This is a genomic window from Thalassobaculum sp. (assembly GCF_040219215.1).
GTDB lineage: Bacteria > Pseudomonadota > Alphaproteobacteria > Thalassobaculales > Thalassobaculaceae > Thalassobaculum_A.
In genome coordinates, this window is sequence record NZ_JAVJSX010000022.1 from 125,377 (window position 1) to 152,177 (window position 26,801).

Genomic DNA, 26,801 nt, shown 5'->3' on the forward strand with positions numbered 1-26,801 from the left:
CCTTCGCTTGTACAGCATGGATCGCATATCTAAGATATCATCACACGATAAACGGGTGGCGATATCACGCCGTACAGGAAGCGTCCGGCCGGGGCAGGCCCGGCGGGAAGGTTCTGCCTTACGGGACCACCCCGTCCAAGGGAGGGCACAGATGTCACACACAGATCGATCGGATCCCGACCACGCCCCCGGTTTCGACCGCCGGGCCTTCCTGGCCGCGGCGACCACGCTGGCTGCCACCACCGCCATGGCCCCGGCGGCCTTTGCCCGCAACTTCGGCCCGGGCGCCGAACCGGTGCGCTACCCCGACCCGGACATCATCGCGCTCGACAAGCGCTTCAAGTCCAAGCTCGGCAACACACCGATCCAGCGCCTGCACACCGGCACGCTATGGGCCGAGGGACCGGCCTGGAACGGGGTCGGCCGCTACCTGCTGTGGAGCGACATCCCGAATAACGAACAGCTGCGCTGGATCGAGGAAGACGGCCACGTCAGCCGGGGTTTCCGTTCGCCCTCCGGCAACAGCAACGGCAACACCTTCGACTTCCGCGGCCGACAGATCGCCTGCGAGCACCTGAACCGCCGGGTGGTGCGCTACGAGTACGACGGCACCGTGACCGTGCTGGCCGACAAGAACGCGGAAGGCAAGGGCTTCAACGCCCCCAACGACGCCGTGGTGCATCCTGACGACGGCTCGATCTGGTTCACCGACCCCGGCTACGGCCAGTTGATGAACTACGAAGGCTTCCGCGCCGGCACCGGCTCGGTCCAGCCGTTCATGAAGGAGGCGGTCTACCGGATCGACGGCAACACCGGCAAGGTGGCCAAGGTCGCCGACCAGCCGTTCAAGCCGAACGGCCTGTGCTTCAGCCCGGACTACAAGATCCTGTACGTCGCCGACACCGGCGTATCGCACTACCCCGACGCCGCCAGCCAGATCTGGGCGTTCGACGTGGACGCCGAGAAAGGCACCCTGGCCAACCCGCGGACGTTCGCCAGCATGACCTGGGAAGGCAAGACCGGCTTCGCCGACGGTATCCGCTGCGACGAGGACGGCAATGTGTGGTCGTCAGCCGGCTGGGTCGGCGACGGCTACGACGGGGTGCACATCTTCGCTCCCGACGGCACTCGCATCGGCCAGATCCGGCTGCCGGAGATCTGCTCCAACGTCTGCTTCGGCGGCACCAAGCGCAACCGGCTGTTCATGACCGCAAGCCAGAGCCTCTACGCGGTCTATGTAGAGACCAAGGGGGCGCACATCACCTGAGGACCATGCGCGGTGGCGGCCGGCTCACTCCGCCAGTCGCCGCCGCGTTCCCGCCGCTCCAGTGATCGCGGCCCAGCGGCCGGGCGCGATCCCGAACGTCTTCTTGAAGTGCCGGGTCATGTGGGCCTGGTCGGCGAAGCCGCTGGCGGCGGCCGCCTCGGCCAGCGGCGTACCCAGGCGGATCAGCGCGCGCGCCCGGTCCAGACGCCGCAATACGAGGTACCGATACGGGCTGGTCCCCAGGCAGGCCCGGAAGTGCCGGGCCAGCGCGTAGCGGGTGAGGCCGGTCGCGGCCTCCAGGTCGGCCGACGCCACACCGGTCTCAACGCCGGCATCGAGCAGCGACCGCGCCTCGTTCACCGCCCGCCAATGGCCCGCCACGAGCCGCCGGGCAGCGAGCGACGGGTCGGCCGCCGCCAGCGCATCGGCAAGACCGACGACGATCTGGTCGCGCTGCAGTTCCTCGAGCGACCGGTCCAGGTCGTCCAGCGCCGGCACCAGGGCCGCTCGCAATGCCGGATTGTCCGACACCGTCTCCCGCACGAACGGCAGCGGACTGCCGGTCTCGCCCAGAGCATCCAGAACGAGCCCAGGATCGACGTACAGGATGCGATAGCGGAAACCAGTCTCGGTCCCGGCGCGACCGTCGTGAAGCTCGTCCGGGTGCAGCACGAACACCTTGCCCGGCACGCTGTGCTCCGACGTCCCGCGGTACCGGAAGGACTGCACGCCCCCCACCGTGTAGCCGATCGCGTAGGTGTCGTGGCGGTGCGGGTCGAATCCGTGGCCGGTGAAGAATGCCTCGATGCGCTCGATGCCGGGCGACGGCGGCGCGGCCTTGATCCAGTCGCCGGCCACGGTGCCGCACGATCGTTCAAGACCTGGAACCCTGTCCTGACCCACATCACTCGCCATGGATCTCTGTACCAGAACAGCGGCCACCCTTCGACAGCTTGGACAGGTCACATGGAAGAGATGTTTGGCTTCGCCTTCGCCGGGCTGGCGCTGACCGGCAGCCCCGGTCCGGCGGTGCTGAGCCTCGCGGCGATCGGCGCCGCGTTCGGCACACGCCGCGGGCTTCCCTGCATGGCAGGCATCGTGGCGGGAATGGTCTGCGTGATGCTGATCACCGCCAGCGGGATCATGGGCATCGTCCTGGCACTGCCCGGGGTCAAGCCGGCCGTCACGGCCCTGGCCGCCGGATATTTCCTCTACCTCGCCTACCGGATTGCCACGGCGCCGCCGCTGTCCGACACCGGCGCCCAGCGCCGCCAGCCCTCGTTCGCCGGCGGGCTGGTCCTGTCGCTGGCGAACCCCAAGGCCTATGCCGCCATGGCAGCGCTGTTCTCGAGCTTCGTGCTGATCCCGGCCCGCCCGGAACTGGACATCGTCGCCAAGATCGCCGTTCTGGTGGCGCTTATCATCCCGGGCAATCTGGCATGGCTGATCGCCGGCGCCTCGCTCACCCGATTCTTCCGCGACCCCCGGACCAACCGGGCAGTCAATGTGGTGTTCGCGCTGCTGCTCCTGGTGTCGGTCGCCTTCGCGCTCCGGTTCTGACCGACGCCGTTGCGCCTCCTTGCGTGTCGGCCGCTTGACAGCCGGCCGAGAGTCATTTAATTGATGAATTGTTCAATCAATTAAATGATCAATCATGCCACCAAGACGCTATCGCCAGAACCGCCGCGCGGAGTCAGCCGAGGAAACCCGGCGTCGGATTGTCGAGGCGACCTTCGCCCTGCATGACGAACAGGGCATCGCGGCTACCAGCATGAAGCAGATCGCCGAGCGCGCCGAGGTCAGTGTCGGGACGGTCTACCACCACTTTCCGACCTACGAGGATGCGGTGATCGCCTGCGGCCAGCACACGGTCGAAACCATCCCGCCACCCGATGCCGGGATCTTCGCCGGGCTGACCGACGCTGGATCACGGGTCGAACGCCTAGTGGCCGAACTGTTCAGCTTCTACGCCCGGCTGCCGGTGCTGGAGCGCGTGCGCTGCGACCAGCATCTGATGCCGGTGCTGCGCCGCTTCATCGACCAAGAACGGCAGAACCGCCGGGCGCTTTTTGAGCTCGCCCTTGGCCCCGGCACGCCGCCGCAGCAGGTCGACGTCGCGATCGCACTGACCGACCCGGCAGTGCACAGCGCCCTGACGCAGGCCGGCTGGTCGACCGGCAACGCGGCAAGCGAGATCGCCCGCACCCTGACCATCAGCCTGCTGCCCGCAACACCCTGAAACCGGCCAGACCTTCCCTGGAGGACCGCATGGAAACCAAGACCGACGAGATTGCCGAGGGCGTCTTCCGCCTTTCAACCTTCGTGCCGGAGATCGCGCCGCCGGCGGGATTCACCTTCAACCAGTTCCTGCTGATGGCTGACGAGCCGCTGCTGTTCCACTGCGGGTTTCGCGGGATGTTCCCGACGGCGTCCGCTGCGGTGGCTCGCCTGATGCCGCTGGAGCGGCTGCGCTGGATCAGCTTCGGCCACGTCGAGGCCGACGAGTGCGGGGCGATGAACCAGTGGCTCGCGGCTGCCCCGAACGCCCAGGTGGCACACGGCCAGACCGCCTGCATGGTCTCCCTCAACGATTTGTCGGACCGCGCGCCGCGGATCCTCGGCGACGGCGAGGTCGTCGACCTGGGCGGCAAGCGGGTGCGCTATATCGACACCGCCCACGTGCCGCACGGCTGGGAGGCCGGGATCCTCTATGAGGAAGTGACAGGGACGCTGCTGTGCGGCGACCTGTTCAGCCACACCGGCAACGGCCCCGCTCTGGTCGAGACCGATATCGTCGGGCCGGCGATCGCCGCTGAAGAGATGTTCCTGTCGTCCAGCCTCACGCCGACGACCGGACGGACGATCCGGGGGCTCGGCGAGTTGGCGCCGCGCACCCTGGCGCTCATGCACGGCTCATCCCTCAGTGGACAGACCGGCGCCGCGCTCGTCAGCCTGGGCGACTACTACGATCAGCGCGTCCGGCGCAGCTTGGTCGAGTTGGACGCCGGGTCGCAGCGAGCAACAGCATAGCAATCGGTCATCGCGGGTGGCCGACAAGCGCCGGAACTGCGGTCCGCACTGACCGTTCCCTTCACGGATGCCCGACGCCGGGCGTCCGTGCCAGGGGAAACTCAATGGACATAATCCGCATCGTCTTCGCGATCCTGCTGCCGCCGCTGGGGGTTTTCCTGCAGGTCGGGCTGGGCGGCCATTTCTGGCTGAACATCCTCCTCACCCTGCTTGGCTACATTCCCGGCATCGTGCACGCGGTGTGGATCATCGCCCGCCGGTAAACCATGAGCACCGGCGAGAAGCGGCTGGCAGACATCGAACTGCTGACCCGTCTGCTGGACGACCGGTTCCGGATACCCGGCACTTCGATCCGCTTCGGGCTGGACGGGGTTGTCGGCCTGGTTCCGGGGCTTGGCGACGCCGCGTCAATGCTGGCATCGCTGTACATCATCTACCGCGCACGCGGCCTCGGCGCATCCAACCCAGTGATCCTGCGCATGATCGGCAACGTGCTGATCGACACCGCCGTCGGCGCCGTGCCCGTGCTGGGCGACCTGTTCGACGTCGCGTTCAAGGCCAACCGGCGCAATCTGACGCTGCTGCACCGTCATCTCGGCAGCCGGGCCGACGCCCACCGGCTGCGTCCGCCGGGGCGTTGACTCCACGATCACCCACCGGGCGTCAGCCGCCCGGCTTTTCGCCAGTCCCCACCTCGGCACCGCCGATGGCGTCGGCTAAACGGGCCGCCGCCGAACCGGGGCGCAGGGCCTTGGGCTGGTCCGCCGAGGGTGCCCAGCCGGTCAGGTACAGCACCTGGAACCGCGCCGGCACCCGGCCGTCGGAGCCGGCGAAACGCTCGGCATAAATCTCGGCGGTTCGGGCGAACAGCGCGCGCCGGGACGGCTGCTTGCGGCGCTCCAGCACGGCGTTGGTCTCGCCCATCCCGCGCAGGTCGCGCATCAGGTGGAACGCCGTCTCGTAGGTCACCGGGATGGTATCGGCATCCACCACCGGCAGTGCGAAACCGGCCCGCTGCAGCAGCCCGCCGGCGTCGCGCAGGTCGGCGAACGGCGAGACCCGAGGACTGACCCCACCGGTAACCTCGCTTTCGGCCTCGAACAGCGCATCGCGCAACTCGACCAGTGTGTCGCCGCCCAGCAGTGCCACCAGCAACAGCCCGTCCGGCTTCAGCGCTCGGCGGATTTGTGACAACGCGCCCGGCAGGTCGTTCACCCAGTGCAGCGACAGCGCACCGAACACCGCGTCGAGCGAGTTGTCGGCGAACGGCAGGAACTCCTCGTCGGCCGCCACCGAAGGCCCGTCGGAGGCCCGTGCCCGTGCCCAGCCCGGCGCCAGGTCGGCCTGGATCAGCGTGTCGACCCGACCGCTGGCGCGCAGGTGCCGGCCAAGCGCGCCGGACCGCGCGCCGAGTTCGAGGGCCAGGGGAAACCGGCGGCGGACATCCTCCAACCGCTCGGCAACCCGCTCTGCAACCGATTCCTCCAGGAATGCGAAGTCGGCGTAGTTGGATACCGCGCGCTCGCGGCGGCGGCGCACCAGGGATCGGTCGAAGACGAGCATTGAGTCGGTCATGGCCGGGTATATGGCCCAGCGACAGCGGCGGCGCACCTGCGAAATCGATCCCGTGTCGTCCATAGCGTCGGGATGACACCGCTCGACAGCGTCACATCGGTGCTCCGTGGAGCAGCAATCGTCGTGCTCGACGCGCTGCTGCCGCCGCGGTGCGCTGTCTGTGGCGAGCCTGTCGACCGCCCGCGCACCCTGTGCCTGACCTGCTGGTCCGGGCTGTGTTTCCTGGCCCGGCCCCAGTGCGCGGTCTGCGGCCACCCGTTCGAGACGGCATCGCCGGGTGAGCCGGTCTGCGGGGATTGCCTGGCGACCCCTCCGCCGTGGCGACGGGGGCGCTCGGCGCTGGCGTACGACGAGTCGAGCCGACCTCTGGTACTCGGCTTCAAGCATGGCGACCGGCTGCATCTGACCTCGCTGCTGGCTGGCTGGATGCGGTTGGCGGGTGCCGAACTGTTGGCCGACGCAGACGTCATCGTGCCGGTGCCGCTGCACCGATGGCGGTTGATCGCGCGGCGCTACAACCAGGCGGCCGCGCTGGCGCACGCGCTCGGTCGGCTCTCCGGTATCCCGGTCGCCGACCGGGCGCTGGTCCGGGTCAAGCGCACGTCGAGCCAGGGCCATCTGACCAAGTCGCAGCGTGCCCGCAACGTCCAGGGAGCGTTCCGGGTTGACGACCGCAGGCAGTCGGCGATCGCCGGACGGCGGGTCCTGCTGGTCGACGACGTGCTGACCTCGGGGGCCACCGCCGGGGCCTGCACACGCGTGCTGCTGCGCGCCGGTGCGGCCTCGGTGGAACTGCTGACGTTGGCCCGTGTGGTCTGAGCCGACACGCGTATTTGTCCGGCAACCGGCACGGCAGCCCTGGCGAAACCCGGCCTCCGGCCTTATCTTCCGCCGAGACCCACGGAGAGACGAATGGCCAAGAAGATCGAGATCTACACCACCATGTTCTGCCCGTTCTGCCACCGCGCCAAGGCGCTGCTGAAGAACAAGGGCGTCGCGTTCACCGAGTACGACGTCGGCGGTTCGTCCGACGAACGGGCCCGGATGCGCGAGCGGGCCGAGGGCCGGCACAAGGTGCCGCAGATCTTCATCGACGGCGTCGGCATCGGCGGCTCGGACGAGCTTGCAGCGCTCGACCGGCAGGGTAAGCTGGATTCCATGCTCGGCCTGACAGCCTGAGCCTCTTGCCGCTCCGCGTTTCCGGGAGATCACCGATGACCAAGCTGACCGTCGCCTGCGTGCAGACCAACACCACGCGCGATCCGATCGAGAACATCGAGCGGGTGTCGCCGATGATCCGCGAGGCGAAGGCACGCGGCGCGCAGTTGATCACCACGCCCGAGGTCATGGGCATGATCGAACCGAAGCGCGATCAGGCGCTGGCCAAGGCGAAGCCGGAAGAGAGTCACGAGGTCCTGGCGGCGATGCGCGGGCTCGCTGCCGAACTCGGCACATGGCTGCTGGTCGGGTCGATCTCGATCAAGGTTGCCGACGACAAGATGGCCAACCGCAGCTTCCTGCTCGACGACCGCGGCAACATCGTCGCGCGCTACTCCAAGATCCACATGTTCGACGTGCAGGTCGGCGACGGCCAGACCTATCGGGAAAGCAACACCTACCGGGCGGGCGACGAGGCGGTGATCGCCGAGACGCCGTGGGGCCGGATGGGCATGACGATCTGCTACGACATCCGCTTCCCCTATCTGTACCGCTCCCTGGCGCAGGCCGGGGCCGAGGTGCTGTTCGCGCCGGCCGCCTTCACCAAGGTGACCGGCGAGGCGCATTGGCATGTGCTGCAGCGGGCGCGCGCCATCGAGACCGGCTGCTATGTGATCTCCGCCGCCCAGACCGGCGAGCACGCCGAGGGCCGACACACCTATGGTCATTCGGTGATCGTCGATCCCTGGGGCCGGGTGATTGCCGACGCCGGCGAGGATGTCGGTGTGATCACCGCCGAGATCGATCTCGCCGAGGTCGCCGCTGCGCGGGGCAAGGTGCCCTCGCTCACCCACGACCGCGCCATCGGCGAGCCGACGGTGTACGGCACCTCGTTCCGGCAGGCCGGCGAGTAGCCCGCAGCCGGCCTACTCGGCGCCGGCGGCTCTGAAGATTCCGACCGTTTCGACCCGCGCCTGACGTGGCGCTTCGGCCATGCTCGGCACCAGCCGCCGGGCAACTATTGGACGCCACCAGTTGCAGGTCGATTTCGCATCGACCGGCCCCGGCCGTTCATCCTGACGCATGGCCTCTACCAGGGCCGGCACCCCGACCATTCGTTGGACCGTCACGCTCGCCTCTCTCACGGGGTGGTGCCCCATACCGTTGCGGATCCGTGCGGCAGGTGTCACCGCATGGTTCTTTTAACGATAATGAGAATTATTTGCAATACATATCCATACCATTCCGCTCGGATTACGTTCCCTGTGGACCCGGTGCCGTGCGGAACCACGGACTCCCGAACCTGGTTCGCGATGGCAAGATGCTGAACGGTGCGCCGGTCCGGCCACCCGCCCGCGACCGCCGTCAACGAACGGAGACCCACATGCTGGAACGACTGAGCGGCGACACCCGCCTGTACTTCACTGTCGGCTATCCGATCGCCCAGGTGAAATCGCCGGGAGGCATCACCCGCGGGTTCGAGGCGCGTGGCGCCAACGCGGTCGTGGTGCCGATCCAGATCCCGCAAGAGGAAATCGATGCGTTCCTGGCCGTCGCCGCCCGAGCCGACAACGTGGATGGAATGGTCATCACCGTCCCCTACAAGTTCAAGGCCCGCTCGGTCTGCGACACGGTCTCGGAACGCGCCCGTCTGCTGGGAGCCGCCAACGTCCTGCGCCGGAATCCGAGCGGCCGATGGCACGGCGACATGACCGACGGCATCGGCTTCTGCAACGCGGTGCGGGCATCCGGCTTCGACCTCGCCGGCAAGCGGGCCCTGCTGGTCGGCGCCGGCGGTGCCGGCTCGGCAATCGGCCTGTTGCTGCTCGATAGCGGCGCCGACAGCCTGGCGGTGTTCGACCTGGACGAAGGCCGTCGCGACGAACTGGTCGCCAAGCTGAAGACCGCCTACCCGGCGGTCTCCGCGGCGTCCAACACCGACCCGACCGGCTTCGATCTGATCGCCAACGCCTCGCCGTCCGGCATGCGCCCCGACGATGCGCTGCCCATCGACGTGGAACGGTTGACCCCGGCCATGCATGTCGGCGACGTCGTCACGGCACCGGAAGTGCCGCCGCTGATCGAGGCCGCCCGGCGGATCGGCTGCTCGACCCACACCGGCACGCAGATGTACGAGTGTCAGGTCGACGTCATCACCGACTTCCTGCTCGGGCGCGACTGACCCAACCGAATTCCACTGAACGACACCGAAGGGGGCTCTCAATGTTGCGTGGAACGCGCGCTTTCCTGGCCATCTGGCATGATATCGACCCGGCCATGGAGGCCGACTGGCATCGCTGGCACACCTACGAGCACATGGCCGAGCGGGTCGGCATCCCCGGCTTTCTCGGCGGCCGGCGCTACATGAGCGACGACGCACCAAGGCACCGCTGCTTCACGATGTATGAGGGCAGCGACCTGTCGGTGTTCAACAGCCCGGCCTATCTGGCGCGCCTGAATGCCCCCACCGAATGGACTCGCGCGATGGCACCGGCGTTCCGCGACTTCATGCGCGGCGCCTGCCGCTGCGTCGCCAGCGCCGGTGCGGAGAACGGCTATGCCGGCTCGGTCATGGCCATCCGCCTGGAGCGAACCGGCGGCTCGGAGGACATGGCGGCGGCAGACGCGCTGGTCCGCGCGATCGCCGAACGTGGCGACGGCATCGTCGGCGCCCACATCGGCATCTGCGATCCCAGCGTAACCAAGACCGAGACCAATGAGCGCGCCCTGCGCAGCGGCACCGGCGAGCAATCGCCCGACGGAGTGGTCGTGGTTGAATCCTACGACCCCGTCACGCTTGAACAGAACGCGGCGGAGATCGAGGACCTGGTTGCGGCAACGGGCTTCGGCTTCCGGCCGGCAGCCCGGCAGACCTACACGCTGGCCTACATGCTGCGGGAGTAGCCGCCGCGGCACTGTCATGTGGTACGCTTCCCCCATCGACCGATAGGGAGGACGGCATGCGCCGCATTCGAGCAGCAACCCTGGCCCTTGGCCTCCTGTTGATACCGATGGGCGCGGCCGCTCAGACCGCGGCACCCGCCGCTGCTCCAGCGGCAGCCGACGCAGGCTGGAGCACCACAGCGATAGTCGCGGTCAGTGCGGGCGCAGTGGTCGGCGTGGTCGCGCTCAATGCAGTCACTGGCGGCGCGATGCTGGCGCCGATGGCCGGCCCGGCGATCTCTAACGCGCTTGGCGGCAGCATACTCGGCCCCGCCACGCTGTCGGTCGCGGCCCGTCAGGCACTCTGTCGGACGACCACAGTGCTGACAGCGGCGGCGGTCGGTGCCGGCCTGGGCTACTGGGTCGTCAGCGAGTAGCCATCCGGCACCTGCGCAATCGGCGTCAGTGCGCCTTGCCGTTTGGTGCGATCAAGTAGTCGTAGGCCCACATCGACGCGACACCGCTGGCCGCCGCGGCGGTGATCGCGGTCATGGTCACCGGCATGACCGCGAACATGTACCCGGTCATTGCCCCCATCGTGACGTACATCGTACGCATCGGCGTATCATCGGCGGCCGGAACAGCCTTCAACTGCGAGCCGTGTGACTGTGCGCTGTGCAGATCGACCTGTGCCGGCTGCGCCGGGGTGGGGCTGGCAGTCTGAGCCGATGCCGGCAGGCCGGACGCCAACGTCAGGGCAACTCCCGCTCCCAAGAGCATCGCTGCAACCGTTCCACGCATCATCGTCATCCCTGTATCGATCGCCCGGACGAGCCTGCCCGTGGGCGATCCGTCCGTCCAAGCCGCGACGCGCAGCATCGCCGATTCCGGGCCGTCCGGCCAACGGGTTTCTGTGGATCGGCCTAGGCTTGACAGATCATCAATAATGCATAGCCTATGCATATGTTGTTTGCCAACAAGCTTGGTACGCTCGCGACGCTACTCGGAGACCGCACGCGCGAAGCGCTCGACGGCATGTCGCCCAGTGCCGGCGCTATCCTGCTGACGCTGAGGTATCACGGTGAGAACACCGCCAGCGCACTTTCCGCTATCGCCGGCATTGCACAGCCGACGGCCGTCCGGGTGATCGACGGACTTGTGCGGCGAGGATTGATCGAACGCGACGCGCGTGTCGGCAAGACCGCCCCACTGCGGCTGACACCAGCAGGCGAGCGAACCGCCGACAATTTACAGAAGACCCGGCTGATGGCCCTGCAAACTGTTCTCGACGGGCTGACGAACGACCAGCAGGCCGATCTGGAGCGGCTGATCGACACCCTCCTGGCGAGGGCCACAACATCGTGCGCCTTCGCTCGCACTACCTGCCGGCTGTGCGACCACGCACTGTGTGCCGGCTCGGCCTGCCCGATCGGAACCCGGGCGACCGAGATCGAACGGGAGGAGGCAGCATGCTGATCGAACACGCGGGGAAACGACCACGCATCGACCCGTCTGCCTGGGTCGCGCCCGACGCCACCGTGTGCGGGGACGTGAGCATCGGCCCCGGCAGCCGCGTTCTGCACGGCGCGCGGTTGATCGGCGAGGCTGGCGGCACCATTCGGGTCGGCCGGGAGTGCATCGTCATGGAGAACGCCGTGATCCGGGCGAGCCGCAAGCATCCCTGCACGATCGGCGACCATTGCCTGATCGGGCCGAACGCCCACGTGACCGGCGCGGAGATCGAAGACGAGGTGTTCGTCGCAACCGGAGCCGCGGTGTTCCATGGCGCCGCCCTCGGTCGCGGCTCCGAGATCCGCGTGCACGCGACGGTACACCTGCGCACCCGCCTGGACCCCGGCGCCGTCGTGCCTATCGGCTGGGTCGCGGTTGGCGATCCGGCGCGCATCCTGTCGCCCGATCGCCACGACGAGATCTGGGAGATCCAGCGACCGCTCGACTTTCCCGACTGGGTCTACGGCCTGGACCGCAGCACGCCCGACCTGATGCAGCACGTCACGCGCCGGCTGTCCCAGTCGCTCGCCGGCCACGCCGCCGATCTCGTCATCGACGGCTGACCGGAGCCCGACGGATCAGCCCCGCGCGTCCTGGATCAGCTTCCACACCTTCTGCGGCGTAGCCGGCATATCGACGTGCGTCACGCCGTATTCGGCCAGGGCATCGACCACCGCGTTCATCACCGCCGGCAGCGAACCGGCACAGCCGGCCTCGCCGCAGCCCTTCGCACCCAGCGGGTTGGTGGTCGCCGGCACCGAGTGGGTGTCGAAGGCGAAGAACGGCGCGTCGGCCGCCCGCGGCACCGCGTAGTCCATGTACGAGCCGGTCAGCACCTGGCCGTCCCCGTCATAGACGCAGCGCTCCATCAACGCCTGACCGATCCCCTGGACGATGCCGCCATGGGCCTGACCCTCGACCAGCAGCGGGTTCACCACCGTGCCGAAATCGTTGACCATGTGGTAGCGCACCACCTCGACAATCCCGGTGTCCGGGTCGATCTCGACCTCGGCGACATGACAGCCATTCGGGAACGCGGACGGGCCGCCCTCGTGGACGTGCTTGACGTCCAGGGTATGCGGCACGTCGTCCGGCAGGTCGATGCCGCCGCGCAGCTTCTCGGCGATCTCCATCACCCCGATCGACCGGTCGGTCCCGGCGATCGAGAACCGGCCGCGCTGGAACTCGATGTCGGCCACGGCCGCTTCCAGCAGGTGCCCGGCGATCTGCTTGCCGGCTTCGATCACCTTGTCGCTGGCCTCCACGATCGCCGCACCGCTCGCCATGATCGACTTCGACCCACCGGTGCCGCCGCCGGCGATCAATTCGTCGCTGTCGCCCTGCAACAGCCGGACCTTCTCGAACGGCACGCCCAGCTTGCTGTGCAGCACCTGGGCGAACGGCGCCCAGTGGCCCTGACCGTAGTCCAGGGTGCCGGTGATGATCGTCACCGTGCCGTCGTCCTCGAAGCGGATACCGCCCATCTCGTTCTGCGGCGGGGCGGTGACTTCCAGGTAGTCGCCGATCCCGCGGCCGCGCAGCTTGCCGCGCGCCTGGCTCTCCGCCTTGCGCGTTTCGAAGCCGTCCCAATCGGCGAATGCCAGCGCCTTGTCGAGCACGGCAGTGAACTCGCCGCTGTCGTAGGTCAGGCCCGACACGGTGTCGTAGGGGATCTCCGACGGCTGGATGTGGTTGCGGCGGCGCAACTCGACCCGGTCGATGCCCATCTCGCGGGCAGCGGTTTCGACCAGCCGCTCCATGTAATAGTTGCCTTCCGGCCGCCCTGCACCACGATAGGCGCTGACCGGCGAGCTGTTGGTGAAGACGCACTTGGTCGTCACCTCCATCGCCGGCACTTTGTAGACGCTGGTGACGTTCTTCACGATGTTCAGGGTCGACATCATCGGGCTGACCTGCCCGATATACGCGCCCATGTTGCCGTAGCCGTTAATCCGCAACGCCAGGAACCGGCCCTCGGCATCGAGCGCCAGTTCGGCGGTCACCTCGTGGTCGCGGCCGGCCTGGTCGGCCAGGAAGCTCTCGGAGCGATCCGACGTCCACTTGATCGGCCGACCCAGATCGCGCGCCGCGTGGAACAGCGCCGGATACTCCGGATAGACGAATGCCTTCATGCCGAACGAGCCACCGACATTCCCGGTCAGCACCCGGACCTTTTCCGGCGCCACCTTCAGGATGTCGTTGGCCAGCAGGTTGCGCAGACCGAACGCGCCCTGGCTGCCGACCCGGATCGTCCATTTTTCGTCGGCCGGATCGTATTCGGCGATCGCCGAGCGCGGTTCCATCGCCGACACGATCACCCGATTGTTGAGGATACCGAGCCTGGTGACATGGGCGGCCGACGCGAACGCCTTGTCCACAGCTGCCTTGTCGCCGAAGTGATAGTCCAGCACGACATTGTTCGGTGTCTCGTCATAGAGCAGCGGTGCGCCGTCGGCGGCACCCAACTTGGCATCGGTCACCGCCGGCAGCGGGTCGATGTCCGGCACCACGACCTCGGCCGCGTCGCGCGCCTGGTCCGGCGTTTCGGCGACCACGATGGCGATCGGGTCGCCGACGAACCGCACCTTGTCGGTCGGAAACGCCGGGCGCATCGGATTGCGCATCTCGGAGCCGTCGAAGTTCTTCAACGGGACGCCGCAGCGGATCGGGCCATACCCCGCCAGGTCCGCTCCGGTGTAGATCGCCAGCACGCCCGGCATCGCCCGAGCCTCGTCGAGGTCGATGCCGTTCAGCACGCCATGGGCGATCGAGGACCGCACGAAGACGCCATACGCCTGGCCGTCGCGATTGAGGTCGTCGGTGTATCGGCCCTGGCCCATCAGCAGCGTGGGATCCTCGGTCCGGGGCACCGGCTGGCCCACGCCGAACTTCATGGTGGCGAGTTCCGCCTCGTCGAATATCGCGTTCACGAAATGCCTCCTGGATTGCGCGCCCACCGGTCGCGCCGAAGGCTAAACGATCGACCGCACCTTCGCCCACCCCCCGGCGTACAAAACACTCATGCCGGCTGCGCCAGGGTCGGACACCGGACAGTCAGTCCCGCATCGGGCCGTCGCGATTGGCCAGCGGTGGTTCCGGCAAGCGGCGGACGACATCCAGCAACCCCGCACCGTAGGTGCTGCGCAACTCGGCCAGATACGGGTCATCCTCGGTGTACTTCGACAGGTTCCCGATGCTGAAGCTGTCGGTCTCGTAGCACAGCATGTCGATCGGCGGACCGACCGACAGGTTGCTTCGGATGGTCGCATCGAACGACAGAAGCGCCAGCTTGGCCACAGCGGTGAGCGACAGTTCGTCACGGACGGCCCGGTCCAGGATCGGCTTGCCGTACTTGGTCTCGCCGATCTGCAGGAACGGGTTGCGCGCCGCGGCCTCCACGAAGTTCCCGGCCGTGTAGATCTGGAACAGCCGAGGCGGCTCGCCCAGGATCTGGCCGCCGACCAGGAAGCTGGCGCCCGGATCGCCGAACGGACGGACCGCATCGCCGTCCCGCGCCAGCACTTCGCGCAGCACGGTTCCAACGGTCTGCGCCACCTCGAACATCGACCCCATCGTGAACAGGTCCCGACCCACATCCGCGGTGTTCAGGTTCTGCTTGATGATGGTGACGACGGCCTGGGTGGTCGCCAGATTGCCGGCGGACAGCACGGTGATCACCGCCTTGCCCGGGTTCTCGAACAGCGCCAGCTTTCGAACGGTCGCGATATGATCGATACCGGCATTGGTTCGCGAATCCGACGCCAGCACCAAGCCGGCCGGCAAAAGCACACCAAGGCAATAGGTCATCGATGGATCCCCCAACGCCGGTTCATTGTCGATAGGCCAAGCTGGCCCGGCCGCGCGTGTGCGATCACTATGGGCATTCCGAGCCCGTCTGGTAACTGGAAAGCGGCGCGCTCTTGAACACGTGGCCACCGGCCGATACCGTTTGGGAGTGTGATCGACGCATCCCGCTCCACAGGCGGCGCCCGGGATCGCCGCCTGAACGCTGTCCGCGGCGAGTCCGATCGCGGGACCGTGGGACGGGCACGATCCAGGGGAGGTCTTCATGCCGGTCGCCGCGCCTGCCGATGACACCACCGCCCTCGCCGACCCTCGGCCGCTTGATCTGGACGAGCAGCGCTTCCGCGCTCGCGCCCTCCACCACGGCATCGCCGCCGGAGAGCCGGAATCACTGAGCCGGGTGCGGACCCACCACCCCAGAGCGATCGGGATGCCGGACGACCTGCTGTCCGCCGCCTTCGGCCATCCCGACGATGCGCAACTGGTGATTGCCCGCGAGCTCGGACTGCCCAGCTGGCCCGCCCTGGTGGCCCATGCCGGCCGCCTGGCCGAAGCACGACGATCCATGGCCGCCGCGCACGCACCGGACGGCGATTGCCCGACCCTTCACCTGCGTTGCGGATCCGACATCCGGGCCGCACTGCAGGCTGCCGGCTTCATCGGCGACTTCCTGGAGGTCTCGGATCCGATCTGCCAGGGCCCGGTGCCGAACAACGGCGACCTGTTCACCGCCCGCGCGGCGTTCCTGGTGGATGCCTATGGGTTGACGGTCGACGAGGCACGAAGCCGCCTGGAGGCTGAAGCCGCCGGCCTGGCTGCTGCCGCCGGCCGGTACCAGCGCGTCGTTCTGTGGTTCGAGCACGATTCCTACGACCAGTTGATCCTGGCCCGGGTGCTGGCGGCATTCTCCGAGGGTGCCCGGCCCGCCGCCTTGGAGCTGATCTGTGTCGACCGGTTTCCGCTTGTCGACCGGTTCATTGGCCTCGGCATGTTGAGCCCGGCCGAATTGCGCAGCCTGTGGTCGACGCGAACGCCGGTCGTCGACACGCAGTACGCCCTTGGTCGTGAAGTCTGGTCCGCGTTGCGCGACCCGAGTCCGCAGTCCCTGCATGCGATCGCGGCGGCCGGGACGCCGGAGCTGCCGCCGATGGCGTCGGCGCTGCACCGGCATCTGCAGGATCTGCCATGGACCAATGACGGCCTGGCTCTTACCGAACGGCTGGTCCTGCAGGCCATGCGCGACGAGCCGACAACCGCCGGGCGCGTGTTCGTTACCCTGCAGGACGAAACCGAGCCCCTGCCGTTCCTTGGCGACCTGATGCTCTGGGCGATCCTGGGCGGCATGTTGAAGGCGTCCAGGCCACCGTTCGCCGTCGACCCGCTGACGGCGCACGAGCCGTGGCCACGCCGTCGCCTGGTGCTGACCTACGACGGCCATGACATCCTCGACGGCCGGCTCGATTGGCTTGCCTGTCAGCCTCCGCTACGGTGGCTCGGCGGTGTCGCGATCCAACCGGACGCCGATCAATGGCGGTGGTCCTCGGATCGGGACGCACCCGTTCCGGGCGCACCCCATTGACCGCTCGCTGAGGAAAACCAAGCATGGACCTGACCGCGACGCTGCAGCGCATTGCCGAGCGGGTGCGTCCGCATCTGGTTGAGGGCAAGGTGGCGGGCTACATCCCGGCCTTGGCACGGGTCGATCCGTCGAAGTTCGGAATCGCCGTGGTGACCGTGGACGGCGAGGTGGCGACCGCCGGCGATGCCCTGGTGCCGTTCTCCATCCAGAGCATCTCCAAGGTTTTCACGCTGACCCTCGCGCTCGGCGAACTCGGCGACGAGCTCTGGAAGCGCATCGGGCGGGAACCATCGGGTTCATCCTTCAACTCGATCGTCCAGCTTGAACGCGAGCATGGAATTCCGCGCAACCCGTTCATCAATGCCGGCGCCATCGTGGTAACCGACGTGCTGCTCGAGGGGCGGCCGCCGGAAGCGGTGATCAACGAAATCCTGGGGTTCCTTCAGCGGCTCGCCGATGATCCGGACGTGTCGATCGACGACGAAGTCGCCCGCTCCGAGGCGGAAACCGGGCACCGGAACTTCAGCCTGGCGCATTTCCTGTCGGCGTTCGGGCAGCTGAAGAATCCGGTGGAATCGGCGCTGGCGGTGTACTTCCACCAGTGCGCCCTCAGCATGACCTGCGTCCAGTTGGCCCGAGCCGGGCTGTTCCTGTCGGCCGGAGGACGCGACCCGCTGACCGGCCTTGAAGTGGTGCGACCGGAGCGGGCCCGTCGCATCAACGCCTTGATGCTGACCTGCGGTCACTACGACGCGTCCGGCGATGTCGCCTTCCGCATCGGCTTGCCCGGCAAGAGCGGGGTCGGCGGCGGGATCCTCGCCATCGTGCCGCGCAAGGCGGCAATCGCGGTGTGGTCGCCCGGCCTCAACGCCAACGGCAATTCGCACGCCGGCACCATCGCGCTGGAACTGCTGGCCGCCGAGATGGGTTGGAGCGTGTTCTGAGCCTCCCCTGCAACGGTCGTTGTCAGAGCGCCGAACGGGCTGTAGGGATCAGACGCAGCGTCTCCGACGGCCGGGCCACCCGGCGGTCCAGAGCGTCGGACGCCTCGCGCCACGCCGCCGAGCGCGACAGCGCGTCGAGGTGCCGGTCGTAGGCGGCCCGGTCGAAGAACGTCGCGAAACGGACCAGGACGTTCTCGCCTTCGCGAACCGGCAGGCGCGGATAGGTGTTCGCGCTGTCCTCGGTCACCAGGGTCGCGATTGCCGTCGCACCGGCCCGACGCAGCACCGGCTCGACGGTCTGCTGATGAAACGCGAGAAACCCATGATCCGCCGGCCCGGCGAGATAGTGGATCGTGGCCGTCATCAAGGTCGGCCGCACCGATCGCGTGCGGTGTGGTGGCCGGGGCCTGATCGTCGCGAAACCGGAACCCGGAGCCGCCGGGCGCAGCAGCAGGACATCGTCGGTGTCGACCATGGTCGCGCGCGCGGCGTCGCGGTGCGCTGCCCACACCGGTCCGTCATAAAACGCGGTCAGCGCCGACCGGCGCACCGCCATGTCGGCAAAGCCGCGCAGCCAGACGAAACGCTCGGAATCGTCGAGGTCCCGGAATTGCCCGATCACGGCCATCCCGAGCGCTTCCTGAGTTTCCACGAACTCCCGGTCGAACAGGTCGATCAACGCGTCCCGCATGCCCGGTCGCAGCGTGTACTGGCGCAACTCCACGACCGGGCAGGCGAGCCGTGACAGCGGGGTCATCGTGGACGGATTGGCGCTCACAGAAGGGCTCCTCAGAGGTCGGACTGACCGTTCCTCTTTAGGCAACCCTCGTGTCAGGGTTTGTCAGCAGGTTCAGTACCGGACCCGCTCAACTGACCTTGAACAGGCGGTGCTGGCGGTTCCGGGTGTGCGGACGCACCTCAGCCGGCCAGCGGCCGCGCTCGACGGCCGCCGCCCACTCCGGGCTCAGCACGACGTCGGGGCTCTCGATCTCGTAGATCGCAGTGTAGCGCGGGCCTTCCATCGGCATGGTCCGCTTCTCGCCGCCCAGCATCATCGACAACGGCTCAGCAATGGCGCGGGTGACCGACAGCACGCCCGGCACCTCCATCAGGTAGGGGATGTGCTCCTGGTCGTAGACCTCGTTGAAGATCGCGTCCTTGTCGGGATCGACATCCATGCTCGCCATGAGCACGTAGCGGCCGGTGATGGGCATCGGTTCTATCCTTTCGTTGGGCGATCAGACTCCGGACCGGAGCCTGTGAACACTATGCCGGGGACGACGACAGGGACAACCGGCGGCCGAGCTTCAGCAGCAGGAACGCCGCGATTGCCAGGTTAAGGATGTTCCAGGCGACCCCGTTCAGGAACGCCGCCTGATAGGACAGCGTGAGGTCGTAGATCGCCCCCGACATCCAGCCGCCGAGCGCCATGCCCAGCAGGGTGGCCGACAGCACCAGCCCGACACGGGCACCTGCCTCGGCCGGGGGGAAGAACTGACGCACGATCAGGGCGTAGGTCGGCACGATACCGCCCTGGGAAAGGCCGAAGAGTGCCGATACGAGATAGAGCATGCCCAGGCCTTCGAACGGCAGGAACAGCAGCAGCGACAGCGCCTGCAACCCGGAGCTCAGCAGCAGCGCCTTCAGCGGGCCAATGCGGTCGCTGATACCGCCGAAGGCAAGCCGGCTGACGACACCGGTGGCAAGCATCAGCGACAGCATCTCGGCACCACGGGCCGTGCCGATGCCGAGATCGGCGCAGTACGCGACGATGTGGACCTGCGGCATGGCCATGGCGACACAGCAACTCAGCCCGGCGATCAGCAACAGGGTCTGCAAGGCAGCCGGCGACATCGTGCTGGCCATCGAGGCACCGCCCCTCGGTTCCGCCGAGGGCGGCACCGACGCCAGCGTGGACGGCGGACGCCGGCGCAACGCCGCCGACAGAGGGATCAAGGTCGCGAAGCAGAACGCCGCGACCACCAGGTGGGTGTCGCGCCAGCCGATCGAGTCGATCAGGTGCTGGATGATCGGCGGCCAAACCGTCCCCGCCATGTAGCTGCCGCTGGCACCGATCGCCACCGCGATGCCGCGCCGGCGCACGAACCACAACGACACGTCGGAAATGATCGGCCCGAACGTCGACGAGCTGCCCAACAGCCCGACCAGCAACCCATGCGCGAGCGTGTACTGCCAGAGACTGGTCGACTGACTGGCCGCGGCATAGCCAAGGGCGAGGGCGACGGTGCCAAAGCGCAGCGGCACCAGGATGCCGAACCGATCGGCGAGACGACCCATCATGATGCCGCCGACCGCAAAGCCGATCATCGTGGCCGTGTAGGGCAACGAGGCGTCGCCCCGCGCCACGTCGAACTCGGCCTCGACCGCCGGCAGCGTGACCACCACCGACCACAGCCCGACGCCGCCGATCATGCTGATCAGCAGCGACATCGCCAGCCGATACCACGCATAGGGGCTATCCGCCTCGCCTGCCGTCACCGGCGCGGCTCGACTGTCGGTCGTCACGATACTGCGTCCTCTCGAAAGGATGGGCGGCCATCGCACATGGCGCCGCCGCCCGTCACCCGGTCCGGGATCGATGCGCCCACGGTATCCGGACCGTCCGCCGACGACAACTGGAACAACGCAGGCGCGATCACGGCCATTCGCGCCCCGGCTTTGGCTGAATTAACCGTTTGGTAAGCACTCCAACATACGGTCCGATAACAGAAACGAATACACGCTATCCGCACAATTCAAGATAATTGCAGCCAATTGAGATCGTCGTGACTGCCGCCCCCGATGGCGGCCTGACCGACCGGGGCAAGGAGCCGACAGTGACCATCCTTCCGAAACGCCTTTCCCTGACCCTCACCGTCAGGGCCAAGCTTTACATCCTGATGCTGATCGTCTGCGTCGCCCTGGCCGGCGTCTCGGTCTCCGCCATCTATGGTGCCGAGCGGATGGCCGCGGCCGGCGATACGCTTGCCAGCGCTGTGCGCGGCAGCCAGTTCGGCTCGCGGATCTCGTTGCTGGTCGAGAAGCAGCGCGGCCTGGTAACCGGGGCCGCGGCCGAACTCGATCTCGATCGGCAGGCCGGGCTGCGGGCTGAGTTCGTGACGACGATGAAGGCGTTCGAGGAGCAGTTGGCGTCCGCGCGCGAGACCGCCGATCCCGACACGGCGACCGTCATCGACCAGATCAGCGCCAACCTGACCCCGTTGATCGCAAACGGCACCCAGGTTCTCGACTTCGCCGGCAGCTTCGCGCAGGTCCAGGCCAACGAACTGATCAACGGGGACTACGGCGCCAGCGTCAACGCGATCTCCTCGCAGGTCGGCGCGATGCTCGAAGCGAACCGCACGAAGGCCGCCACGGCCACCGCCGCGCTGCGGTCCGCCCGCGAAACCATGCAGGCAACCGTGATCGGCGCCGCCCTGGCTGCGGCGGCGGCGGTGCTGCTGTTCGGCCTGGTTCTGGTCCGGACCATCACGGCCCGGATCGGCGGGTTGACGTCCGTGATGCTGCGGCTGGCGGCACACGACCTTGACGCTGAAGTACCCTCGCGGAACCAGGGCGACGAGATCGGCGTGATGGCCGGTGCCGTTCAGGTGTTCAAGGAAAACATGATCGATGCCGACCGGACGCGCGACGAGCAGGAGCGGAGCAAGGCCGATGCCGAAGCCGAGAAGACGGCCGCGATGCAGCGGTTGGCCAACGAGTTCGAAGCAAGTGTGAAGGAGATCGTCCAAACCGTGTCGTCGGCCTCGACCGAGTTGCAGTCGACGGCGGAATCGATGTCCGCGTCGGCCGAGGAAACCAGCCGGCAATCGCAGGCTGTGGCAACCGCCTCCGAGCAGGCGTCTACCAACGTGCAGACCGCCGCCAGCGCCGCCGAAGAACTCTCAAGCTCGATCGCCGAGATCAGCCGGCAGGTGTCGGAGTCCACGCGCATCGCCGGCGAGGCCACCCAGCAGGCGACACGGACAGACACTCAGATCCATGGTCTTGCCGAGGCAGCCCAGCGGATCGGCGACGTGGTCAAGCTGATCAACGACATCGCCGCCCAGACCAACCTGCTGGCGCTCAACGCGACCATCGAGGCGGCCCGCGCCGGGGAAGCCGGCAAGGGCTTTGCCGTCGTGGCGTCGGAGGTCAAGAATCTGGCCACCCAGACCGCCACGGCAACCGAGGAGATCAGCACCAAGATCACCGAGATGCAGGCAGCGACCAACGAATCGGTCGGTGCCGTGCGGATGATCAGCAAGACGATCGAGCAGATCAACGAGATCGCCACCACCATCGCCGCGGCGGTCGAGCAACAGGGTGCCGCCACCAACGAGATCGCCCGCAACGTCCAGCAGGCGTCGAGCGGAACCCATGATGTGTCGGCGACGATCGCAGAGGTGACACGCTCGGCCACGGACACGGGCTCGGCGTCCCATCAGGTGCTGGAAGCGGCGGGCGAGCTGTCCAGGAACTCCGAGACCCTGCGGGCCCAGGTCGACGGCTTCCTGGCACGCATCCGCGGGGTCTAATGGTCTGATGCGCCGGCGTTGCGGCTGAGCCCGACCTGGGATGTCAGCCGCAACGCCGGCGGCTCCTCAGCGCGGCCACGACCAGCGAGGACATGGCCAGCAGCTGGAACACCGCGCCTGCGAGGTGGGAGTACTCCCAGCGCAGCCGCAAAACCTCCCAGTTGTCGGGAATGACCGTCCAATTGTCGGTCAGGGCGTTCGCGGGAGCCGTGTAGATCCAGAAAACCGCCTGCGCGCATACCAGGAAGACGATCCCGGCAGCGACCAGCCACCGCACCTGTGGAACGCGCCGTGACATGAGCAGGATGGCCGCCATCGACAGGAACTGAACCAGCAAGACATACGCCAGCCGATTCCAGCCAGCATACGCCTTCTGGGCCACGAAGTACTCGTCGCGTGACAGATCGATCTTGTTCGGTAACCCGTATGCGTGAGCCAGCGCCCCACCAAGAGCGAGGGTGGTGGCCAGCAAGGCGATGAAAAACACAACCTTGTAGGCGAACGAGCGTCTCATCGGTCCTCGCAGTGCACCGGTTGTCGCACTGCGAGTAACGCCCTGTCCCGGTGATCGTTGCCCAACGGACCCGCTGCCAACAAAGAAAATGGGCGGGACCGTATCGGTCCCGCCCAGTCGGCGTCGCTACCCGGGAGTGGGAGGAGTCACTTCACCCGGCCTTCACGCCATGCCTTGATCAGGTCGTCGTATTTGACGGTCTGGCCTTGCGGCTTCTCGTTGGCGAGCTTCGCCTTCGGCGCCCCCGGCTGACCCAGCCAATAGGAAGCGTCACGCTCCTCGTTCAGTTTCGGACCGCAGTCGCCCTGGGCTCCGGAACGCGCGATGCGCTCCATGACCTTGTCCTGCTCGCGAGCGAGGTTATCCATGGCAGTGTCCACCGTGACTTCGCCCGAGACCGCTTCACCGATGTTCTGCCACCACAGCTGAGCGAGCTTGGGATAGTCGGGCACGTTCGTGCCGGTCGGCGTCCAGGCGACGCGCGCTGGGCTGCGATAGAACTCGACCAGTCCGCCGAGATTGGCTGCCCGGTCGGTGAACGACTGGTGGTTGATGTCGCTGTCGCGGATGATCGTCAGCCCGACATGGCTCTTCTTGAGCGAGACGGTCTTGGACACCGTGAACTGCGCGAACAGCCAAGCCGCCTTGCGGCGATCGACCGGTGTGGACTTCATCAGAGTCCACGAACCAGCGTCCTGGTAGCCGAGCTTCTGGCCCTCTTCCCAATAGGGGCCATGCGGCGACGGCGCCATGCGCCACAATGGAGCGCCCTTGTCGTCGACCGTGTTGTTGCCCTTCTCGCGAGGCTCGACCATCGACGCGGTGAACGCGGTGTACCAGAAGATCTGCTGGGCGACGTTGCCCTTCGCCAGGCTCGGCAGCGACTGATAGAAGTCCATGCCAAGCGCGCCCGGGGGGGCGTACTGCCGCAGCCACTCCATGTATTTGCGAAGGGCGTATTTCGCAGCCGGGCCGTTGGTGGCGCCGCCGCGGGTTACGCTTGAGCCGACCGGACGGCAGCCATCGACCCGGATGCCCCACTCGTCGACCGGCTTGCCATTCGGCGAACCCTTGTCGCCGGCACCGGCCATGGACAGCCATGCGTCGGTAAACCGCCAGCCAAGATCCGGCGCCTTCTTGCCGTAGTCCATGTGGCCGTAGATCGCCTTGCCGTCGACTTCCTTGACGTGCTTGGAGAAGAACTCGGCGATGTCCTCGTACGCGGACCAGTTTACCGGCACGCCCAGATCATACCCGTAGAGTTCCTTGAACCTGGCCTGGAAGTCGGGGCGCTGGAACCAGTCGTAGCGGAACCAGTACAGGTTGGCGAACTGCTGGTCGGGCAGTTGATAGAGCTTGCCGTCGAGGCCCGTTGTGAACTCCTTGCCGATGAAGTCGTCGATGTCGAGGGTCGGCAGGGTGACCGCCTTGCCTTCACCGGCCATCCAGTCGGTCAGGTTGACCACGTAGCCGTACCGGGAATGCGTACCGATCAGGTCCGAGTCGTTGACATACGCATCATAGATGTTCTCGCCGGACTGCATCTGGGTCTGCAGCTTCTCGATCACATCGCCTTCCTGGATCAGGTCGTGCGTGACCTTGATCCCGGTGATCTCCTGAAATGCCTTGGTGAGAACCTTCGACTCATATTCGTGGGTCGGAATGGTCTCCGATACGACCTTGATCTCCATGCCCTTGAAAGGCTCGGCCGCCTTGATGAACCACTCCATCTCCTTGAGCTGCTGCTCCTTGGACAGCGTCGATGGATTGAATTCGCTGTCGATCCATTTCTGCGCTGCCGCCATGTCGGCGCGGACGGCCGATGGCACGCCGGCTGCCGCGACGGACACGGCGAGCACCGTTCCCATCAACAGTCGCCGGAGGGTGACACGATGTGCCGCTCTCATGAGCTATCTCCCTGTTGGCCTCCGTTTTTTTCTCGCTCCGTACCGGAGCGGAACCATCACCGACGCCGAAGGCGTTCCGCCGGCGATGAATGGGTAGCGGCTCTCAACCCCACCGCATGACGATCGCCATCCAAGCCGCTGCCAGAGCCAGGACGATCCAGAGCGTGGCGTCGGTGGCGGCAATCCAGACCAGGTGCAGGTAGGCACTGCCCAGCAGGCCGATGAACAACCGGTCGCCACGGGTAGTAACCAACGGCAGGAAACCGCGGCGGGGTACACTGGGCCGCGCGATCTCCCACACCGTCATTCCAGCCAGAATTGCCGCTATGGTTGCGAAGAACACTGCGGTCGGCAGGGTCCAGGCCATCCATTCGAGCATCGCTGCGCCCTCCTCAGACCCGGCCCATGGCGAAACCTTTGGCCATGTAGTTCCGAACGAACCAGATCACGAGCGCGCCCGGCACGATGGTGAGCACTCCGGCGGCGGCCAGCAGTCCCCAGTCCAGGCCGGTGGCGCTGACGGTTCGGGTCATGACCGCCGCGATCGGCTTGGCCTCGGTGGTCGTCAGGGTGCGTGCCAGCAGCAGTTCGACCCACGAGAACATGAAGCAGAAGAACGCCGTGACACCGATGCCGGTGCGGATCAGCGGCACGAACACCAGGGCGAAGAAGCGCGGGAACGAATAGCCGTCGATGTAGGCGGTCTCATCGACCTCGCGCGGGACCCCCGACATGAAACCTTCCAGGATCCAGACCGCCAATGGCACGTTGAACAGGCAATGCGCGATGGCGACCGCAATGTGGGTGTCGATCAGACCGACGGTCGAATAGAGCTGGAAGAACGGCAGCAGAAAAACCGCCGGCGGTGCCATTCGGTTGGTCAGCAGCCAGAAGAACAGGTGCTTGTCGCCGAGGAAGCGGTAGCGCGAGAACGCATAGGCCGCCGGCAAGGCCACGGTAAGCGAGATCGCGGTGTTCAGGCTGACATAGATGATCGAGTTGACGTATCCCGAGTACCAGGACGGATCGGTGAAGATCCGGATGTAGTTTTCCAGGGTCGGGTCGATCGGATACAGGCTGAACTGGGTCAGGATCGCCGCGTTGCTGCGCAGCGACATGTTCACCATCCAGTAGATCGGCAGCATCAGCAGGACGAGGTACAGGCCGAGCGCCAGGGTGCGTTTCTGGATCCTCATCGTCGGTCTCCCTTCACCCCTTGTCGCCGGTACCGACGCTCTGGAGCGCCTGGTAAAACAGCCAGCTGAACAGCAGCACGATCAGGAAGTAGACAATCGAGAACGCCGCTCCCGGCCCGAGGTCGAACTGGCCGATCGCGATTTTGACCAGGTGGATCGACAGGAAGGTGGTGGCATTGCCCGGACCGCCTCCGGTCAGAACGAACGGTTCGGCGTAGATCAGGAAGCTGTCCATGAACCGCAGCAGCACCGCGATGGTCAGCACCCCGCGCATCTTCGGCAGTTGGATGTAGCGGAACACCGCCCAGGCCGACGCGCCGTCGATGCGCGCTGCCTGAAAATACGCCTCCGGGATTGCCCGCAGGCCGGCATAGGCCAGCAGCACCACCAGTGGTGTCCAGTGCCACACCTCCATCAGCATCAGCGTGACCCAGGCATCGAACGGCGAACCGGTATGGTCGAACCGCAGTCCGAGCTGGGCGATCGTATGTCCCATCAGCCCGATGTCCTGGCGGGTGAAAATGATCCAGATGGTGCCGATCACGTTCCAGGGAATCAGCAGCGGCAGCGCCAGCAACACCAGGCAAAGCGATACGCTCCACCCCTTCTTCGGCATTGCCAGCGCGATCAGTACGCCCAGCGGAATCTCGATCAGCAGCACCAGGCCCGAGAAGATGAACTGCCGAACCAGGGCGTCCTGCAGCCGGCGGTCGCCCAGAACCTCCTCGAACCACTCGGTGCCGACGAACACGCGCTGGCCTGGGCCGAAAATGTCCTGGACCGAGTAGTTCACCACGGTCATCAGCGGAATGATCGCGCTGATCGCGACGATGACAAAGACCGGGATCACCAGGAACCAGGCCCGATTGTCGTGCCATTTATCCATGCCCGATC

31 protein-coding genes are annotated in these 26,801 nt (G+C 66.8%); 17 read left to right on the plus strand and 14 right to left on the minus strand.

From position 1 onward, the window contains the following. The first annotated feature begins 151 nt into the window (after window positions 1-151). Window positions 152-1,267: an SMP-30/gluconolactonase/LRE family protein gene (locus RIC54_RS16190; protein WP_502989665.1), complete on the plus strand. Its 1,116-nt coding sequence runs from the start codon at window positions 152-154 to the stop codon at window positions 1,265-1,267. Window positions 1,268-1,291: 24 nt separating this feature from the next. Here the strand turns inward: RIC54_RS16190 and RIC54_RS16195 are convergent, their stop codons facing one another. Further along, window positions 1,292-2,182 (minus strand): AraC family transcriptional regulator, encoded by an 891-nt coding sequence (locus RIC54_RS16195; RefSeq protein ID WP_350090095.1) that lies wholly within the window; start codon window positions 2,180-2,182, stop codon window positions 1,292-1,294. A 51-nt stretch (window positions 2,183-2,233) separates the two neighbouring features. On the opposite strand from RIC54_RS16195, the gene RIC54_RS16200 reads away from it, so the two are divergent. The 5 genes from RIC54_RS16200 (at window position 2,234) to RIC54_RS16220 (ending at window position 4,938) form a co-directional block, all read left to right on the plus strand. After that, the gene (locus RIC54_RS16200) at window positions 2,234-2,827 is read left to right on the plus strand and encodes a LysE family translocator (protein WP_350090098.1); all 594 of its coding nucleotides are present in this window, start codon (window positions 2,234-2,236) and stop codon (window positions 2,825-2,827) included. A gap of 94 nt (window positions 2,828-2,921) precedes the next feature. Then, window positions 2,922-3,506 (plus strand): TetR/AcrR family transcriptional regulator, encoded by a 585-nt coding sequence (locus RIC54_RS16205; RefSeq protein WP_350090101.1) that lies wholly within the window; start codon window positions 2,922-2,924, stop codon window positions 3,504-3,506. 29 nt (window positions 3,507-3,535) lie between these two features. Continuing rightward, window positions 3,536-4,297, plus strand: a complete 762-nt coding sequence (locus RIC54_RS16210) for an oxygen-binding di-iron domain-containing protein (RefSeq protein WP_350090104.1) — start codon at window positions 3,536-3,538, stop codon at window positions 4,295-4,297. 104 nt (window positions 4,298-4,401) lie between these two features. Next, the gene (locus RIC54_RS16215; RefSeq protein ID WP_350090107.1) at window positions 4,402-4,560 is read left to right on the plus strand and encodes a YqaE/Pmp3 family membrane protein; all 159 of its coding nucleotides are present in this window, start codon (window positions 4,402-4,404) and stop codon (window positions 4,558-4,560) included. A gap of 3 nt (window positions 4,561-4,563) precedes the next feature. Beyond that, window positions 4,564-4,938: a DUF4112 domain-containing protein gene (locus tag RIC54_RS16220; RefSeq protein ID WP_350090110.1), complete on the plus strand. Its 375-nt coding sequence runs from the start codon at window positions 4,564-4,566 to the stop codon at window positions 4,936-4,938. 22 nt (window positions 4,939-4,960) lie between these two features. On the opposite strand, the gene RIC54_RS16225 is transcribed toward RIC54_RS16220, so the two are convergent. Next, window positions 4,961-5,860 (minus strand): methyltransferase domain-containing protein, encoded by a 900-nt coding sequence (locus tag RIC54_RS16225; protein ID WP_350151206.1) that lies wholly within the window; start codon window positions 5,858-5,860, stop codon window positions 4,961-4,963. Between the two features lie 84 nt (window positions 5,861-5,944). Between RIC54_RS16225 and RIC54_RS16230 the strand changes: the two genes are divergently transcribed. The 3 genes from RIC54_RS16230 (at window position 5,945) to RIC54_RS16240 (ending at window position 7,944) form a co-directional block, all read left to right on the plus strand. After that, window positions 5,945-6,691: a ComFC family protein gene (locus tag RIC54_RS16230; RefSeq protein WP_350090116.1), complete on the plus strand. Its 747-nt coding sequence runs from the start codon at window positions 5,945-5,947 to the stop codon at window positions 6,689-6,691. 93 nt (window positions 6,692-6,784) lie between these two features. Continuing rightward, window positions 6,785-7,051, plus strand: a complete 267-nt coding sequence (grxC, locus tag RIC54_RS16235; protein WP_350090119.1) for a glutaredoxin 3 — start codon at window positions 6,785-6,787, stop codon at window positions 7,049-7,051. A gap of 35 nt (window positions 7,052-7,086) precedes the next feature. Continuing rightward, window positions 7,087-7,944, plus strand: coding sequence for a carbon-nitrogen hydrolase family protein (locus RIC54_RS16240; RefSeq protein WP_350090122.1), 858 nt, complete (start codon window positions 7,087-7,089; stop codon window positions 7,942-7,944). Window positions 7,945-7,956: 12 nt separating this feature from the next. On the opposite strand, the gene RIC54_RS16245 is transcribed toward RIC54_RS16240, so the two are convergent. Then, window positions 7,957-8,160, minus strand: a complete 204-nt coding sequence (locus RIC54_RS16245; protein ID WP_350090125.1) for a hypothetical protein — start codon at window positions 8,158-8,160, stop codon at window positions 7,957-7,959. A gap of 254 nt (window positions 8,161-8,414) precedes the next feature. On the opposite strand from RIC54_RS16245, the gene RIC54_RS16250 reads away from it, so the two are divergent. The 3 genes from RIC54_RS16250 to RIC54_RS16260 are packed head-to-tail and all read left to right on the plus strand — an operon-like array spanning window position 8,415 to window position 10,350. Next, a complete protein-coding gene (locus RIC54_RS16250) occupies window positions 8,415-9,212 on the plus strand; it encodes a shikimate dehydrogenase family protein (RefSeq protein WP_350090128.1) in 798 nt (265 codons plus the stop codon). 41 nt (window positions 9,213-9,253) lie between these two features. Beyond that, window positions 9,254-9,934: a hypothetical protein gene (locus tag RIC54_RS16255; protein WP_350090131.1), complete on the plus strand. Its 681-nt coding sequence runs from the start codon at window positions 9,254-9,256 to the stop codon at window positions 9,932-9,934. Between the two features lie 56 nt (window positions 9,935-9,990). After that, a complete protein-coding gene (locus RIC54_RS16260; RefSeq protein WP_350090134.1) occupies window positions 9,991-10,350 on the plus strand; it encodes a hypothetical protein in 360 nt (119 codons plus the stop codon). 25 nt (window positions 10,351-10,375) lie between these two features. On the opposite strand, the gene RIC54_RS16265 is transcribed toward RIC54_RS16260, so the two are convergent. Further along, window positions 10,376-10,723, minus strand: a complete 348-nt coding sequence (locus RIC54_RS16265; RefSeq protein ID WP_350090136.1) for a hypothetical protein — start codon at window positions 10,721-10,723, stop codon at window positions 10,376-10,378. Between the two features lie 147 nt (window positions 10,724-10,870). Here RIC54_RS16265 and RIC54_RS16270 point away from each other — a divergent pair, with 147 nt between their 5' ends. After that, window positions 10,871-11,389, plus strand: a complete 519-nt coding sequence (locus tag RIC54_RS16270; protein WP_350090138.1) for a MarR family winged helix-turn-helix transcriptional regulator — start codon at window positions 10,871-10,873, stop codon at window positions 11,387-11,389. Further along, the gene (locus RIC54_RS16275) at window positions 11,383-11,988 is read left to right on the plus strand and encodes a gamma carbonic anhydrase family protein (protein ID WP_350090141.1); all 606 of its coding nucleotides are present in this window, start codon (window positions 11,383-11,385) and stop codon (window positions 11,986-11,988) included. The genes RIC54_RS16270 and RIC54_RS16275 overlap by 7 nt, the downstream gene beginning before the upstream one ends. Window positions 11,989-12,003: 15 nt before the next feature. Here the strand turns inward: RIC54_RS16275 and RIC54_RS16280 are convergent, their stop codons facing one another. Together RIC54_RS16280 and RIC54_RS16285 are read right to left on the minus strand one after the other, a co-directional pair. Next, a complete protein-coding gene (locus RIC54_RS16280; protein WP_502989666.1) occupies window positions 12,004-14,355 on the minus strand; it encodes a xanthine dehydrogenase family protein molybdopterin-binding subunit in 2,352 nt (783 codons plus the stop codon). Window positions 14,356-14,479: 124 nt separating this feature from the next. Next, complete coding sequence (locus tag RIC54_RS16285; RefSeq protein WP_350090144.1) at window positions 14,480-15,232, minus strand: proteasome-type protease; 753 nt, start codon at window positions 15,230-15,232, stop codon at window positions 14,480-14,482. Window positions 15,233-15,494: 262 nt separating this feature from the next. On the opposite strand from RIC54_RS16285, the gene RIC54_RS16290 reads away from it, so the two are divergent. Both RIC54_RS16290 and RIC54_RS16295 read left to right on the plus strand, forming a co-directional pair. Then, on the plus strand, window positions 15,495-16,808 hold the full coding sequence (locus tag RIC54_RS16290; RefSeq protein ID WP_350090147.1) for a DUF1835 domain-containing protein: 1,314 nt from the start codon (window positions 15,495-15,497) through the stop codon (window positions 16,806-16,808). Between the two features lie 23 nt (window positions 16,809-16,831). Further along, on the plus strand, window positions 16,832-17,752 hold the full coding sequence (locus tag RIC54_RS16295; RefSeq protein ID WP_350090150.1) for a glutaminase: 921 nt from the start codon (window positions 16,832-16,834) through the stop codon (window positions 17,750-17,752). Window positions 17,753-17,774: 22 nt separating this feature from the next. Here RIC54_RS16295 and RIC54_RS16300 read toward each other — a convergent pair whose 3' ends face one another. The 3 genes from RIC54_RS16300 to RIC54_RS16310 all read right to left on the minus strand — a co-directional run bounded on the left by RIC54_RS16300 (window position 17,775) and on the right by RIC54_RS16310 (window position 20,278). Beyond that, on the minus strand, window positions 17,775-18,530 hold the full coding sequence (locus RIC54_RS16300; protein WP_350090152.1) for an NIPSNAP family protein: 756 nt from the start codon (window positions 18,528-18,530) through the stop codon (window positions 17,775-17,777). Window positions 18,531-18,618: 88 nt separating this feature from the next. Next, a complete protein-coding gene (locus RIC54_RS16305) occupies window positions 18,619-18,966 on the minus strand; it encodes a hypothetical protein (protein WP_350090155.1) in 348 nt (115 codons plus the stop codon). Between the two features lie 52 nt (window positions 18,967-19,018). Continuing rightward, complete coding sequence (locus tag RIC54_RS16310) at window positions 19,019-20,278, minus strand: MFS transporter (RefSeq protein ID WP_350090158.1); 1,260 nt, start codon at window positions 20,276-20,278, stop codon at window positions 19,019-19,021. A gap of 260 nt (window positions 20,279-20,538) precedes the next feature. Here RIC54_RS16310 and RIC54_RS16315 point away from each other — a divergent pair, with 260 nt between their 5' ends. Further along, window positions 20,539-22,290, plus strand: coding sequence for a methyl-accepting chemotaxis protein (locus tag RIC54_RS16315; RefSeq protein ID WP_350090161.1), 1,752 nt, complete (start codon window positions 20,539-20,541; stop codon window positions 22,288-22,290). A gap of 43 nt (window positions 22,291-22,333) precedes the next feature. On the opposite strand, the gene RIC54_RS16320 is transcribed toward RIC54_RS16315, so the two are convergent. The 5 genes from RIC54_RS16320 to RIC54_RS16340 all read right to left on the minus strand — a co-directional run bounded on the left by RIC54_RS16320 (window position 22,334) and on the right by RIC54_RS16340 (window position 26,793). Beyond that, on the minus strand, window positions 22,334-22,804 hold the full coding sequence (locus RIC54_RS16320) for a hypothetical protein (protein ID WP_350090164.1): 471 nt from the start codon (window positions 22,802-22,804) through the stop codon (window positions 22,334-22,336). A gap of 146 nt (window positions 22,805-22,950) precedes the next feature. Then, window positions 22,951-24,672, minus strand: coding sequence for an ABC transporter substrate-binding protein (locus tag RIC54_RS16325; protein ID WP_502989671.1), 1,722 nt, complete (start codon window positions 24,670-24,672; stop codon window positions 22,951-22,953). A gap of 142 nt (window positions 24,673-24,814) precedes the next feature. Further along, on the minus strand, window positions 24,815-25,090 hold the full coding sequence (locus RIC54_RS16330; RefSeq protein WP_350090170.1) for a DUF2160 domain-containing protein: 276 nt from the start codon (window positions 25,088-25,090) through the stop codon (window positions 24,815-24,817). Window positions 25,091-25,103: 13 nt separating this feature from the next. Beyond that, window positions 25,104-25,907 carry a carbohydrate ABC transporter permease gene (locus RIC54_RS16335; protein ID WP_350090173.1) on the minus strand — a complete coding sequence of 268 codons (804 nt, stop codon included), beginning with the start codon at window positions 25,905-25,907 and terminating at the stop codon, window positions 25,104-25,106. 13 nt (window positions 25,908-25,920) lie between these two features. Beyond that, complete coding sequence (locus tag RIC54_RS16340; RefSeq protein ID WP_350090176.1) at window positions 25,921-26,793, minus strand: carbohydrate ABC transporter permease; 873 nt, start codon at window positions 26,791-26,793, stop codon at window positions 25,921-25,923. Window positions 26,794-26,801 lie beyond the last annotated feature (8 nt).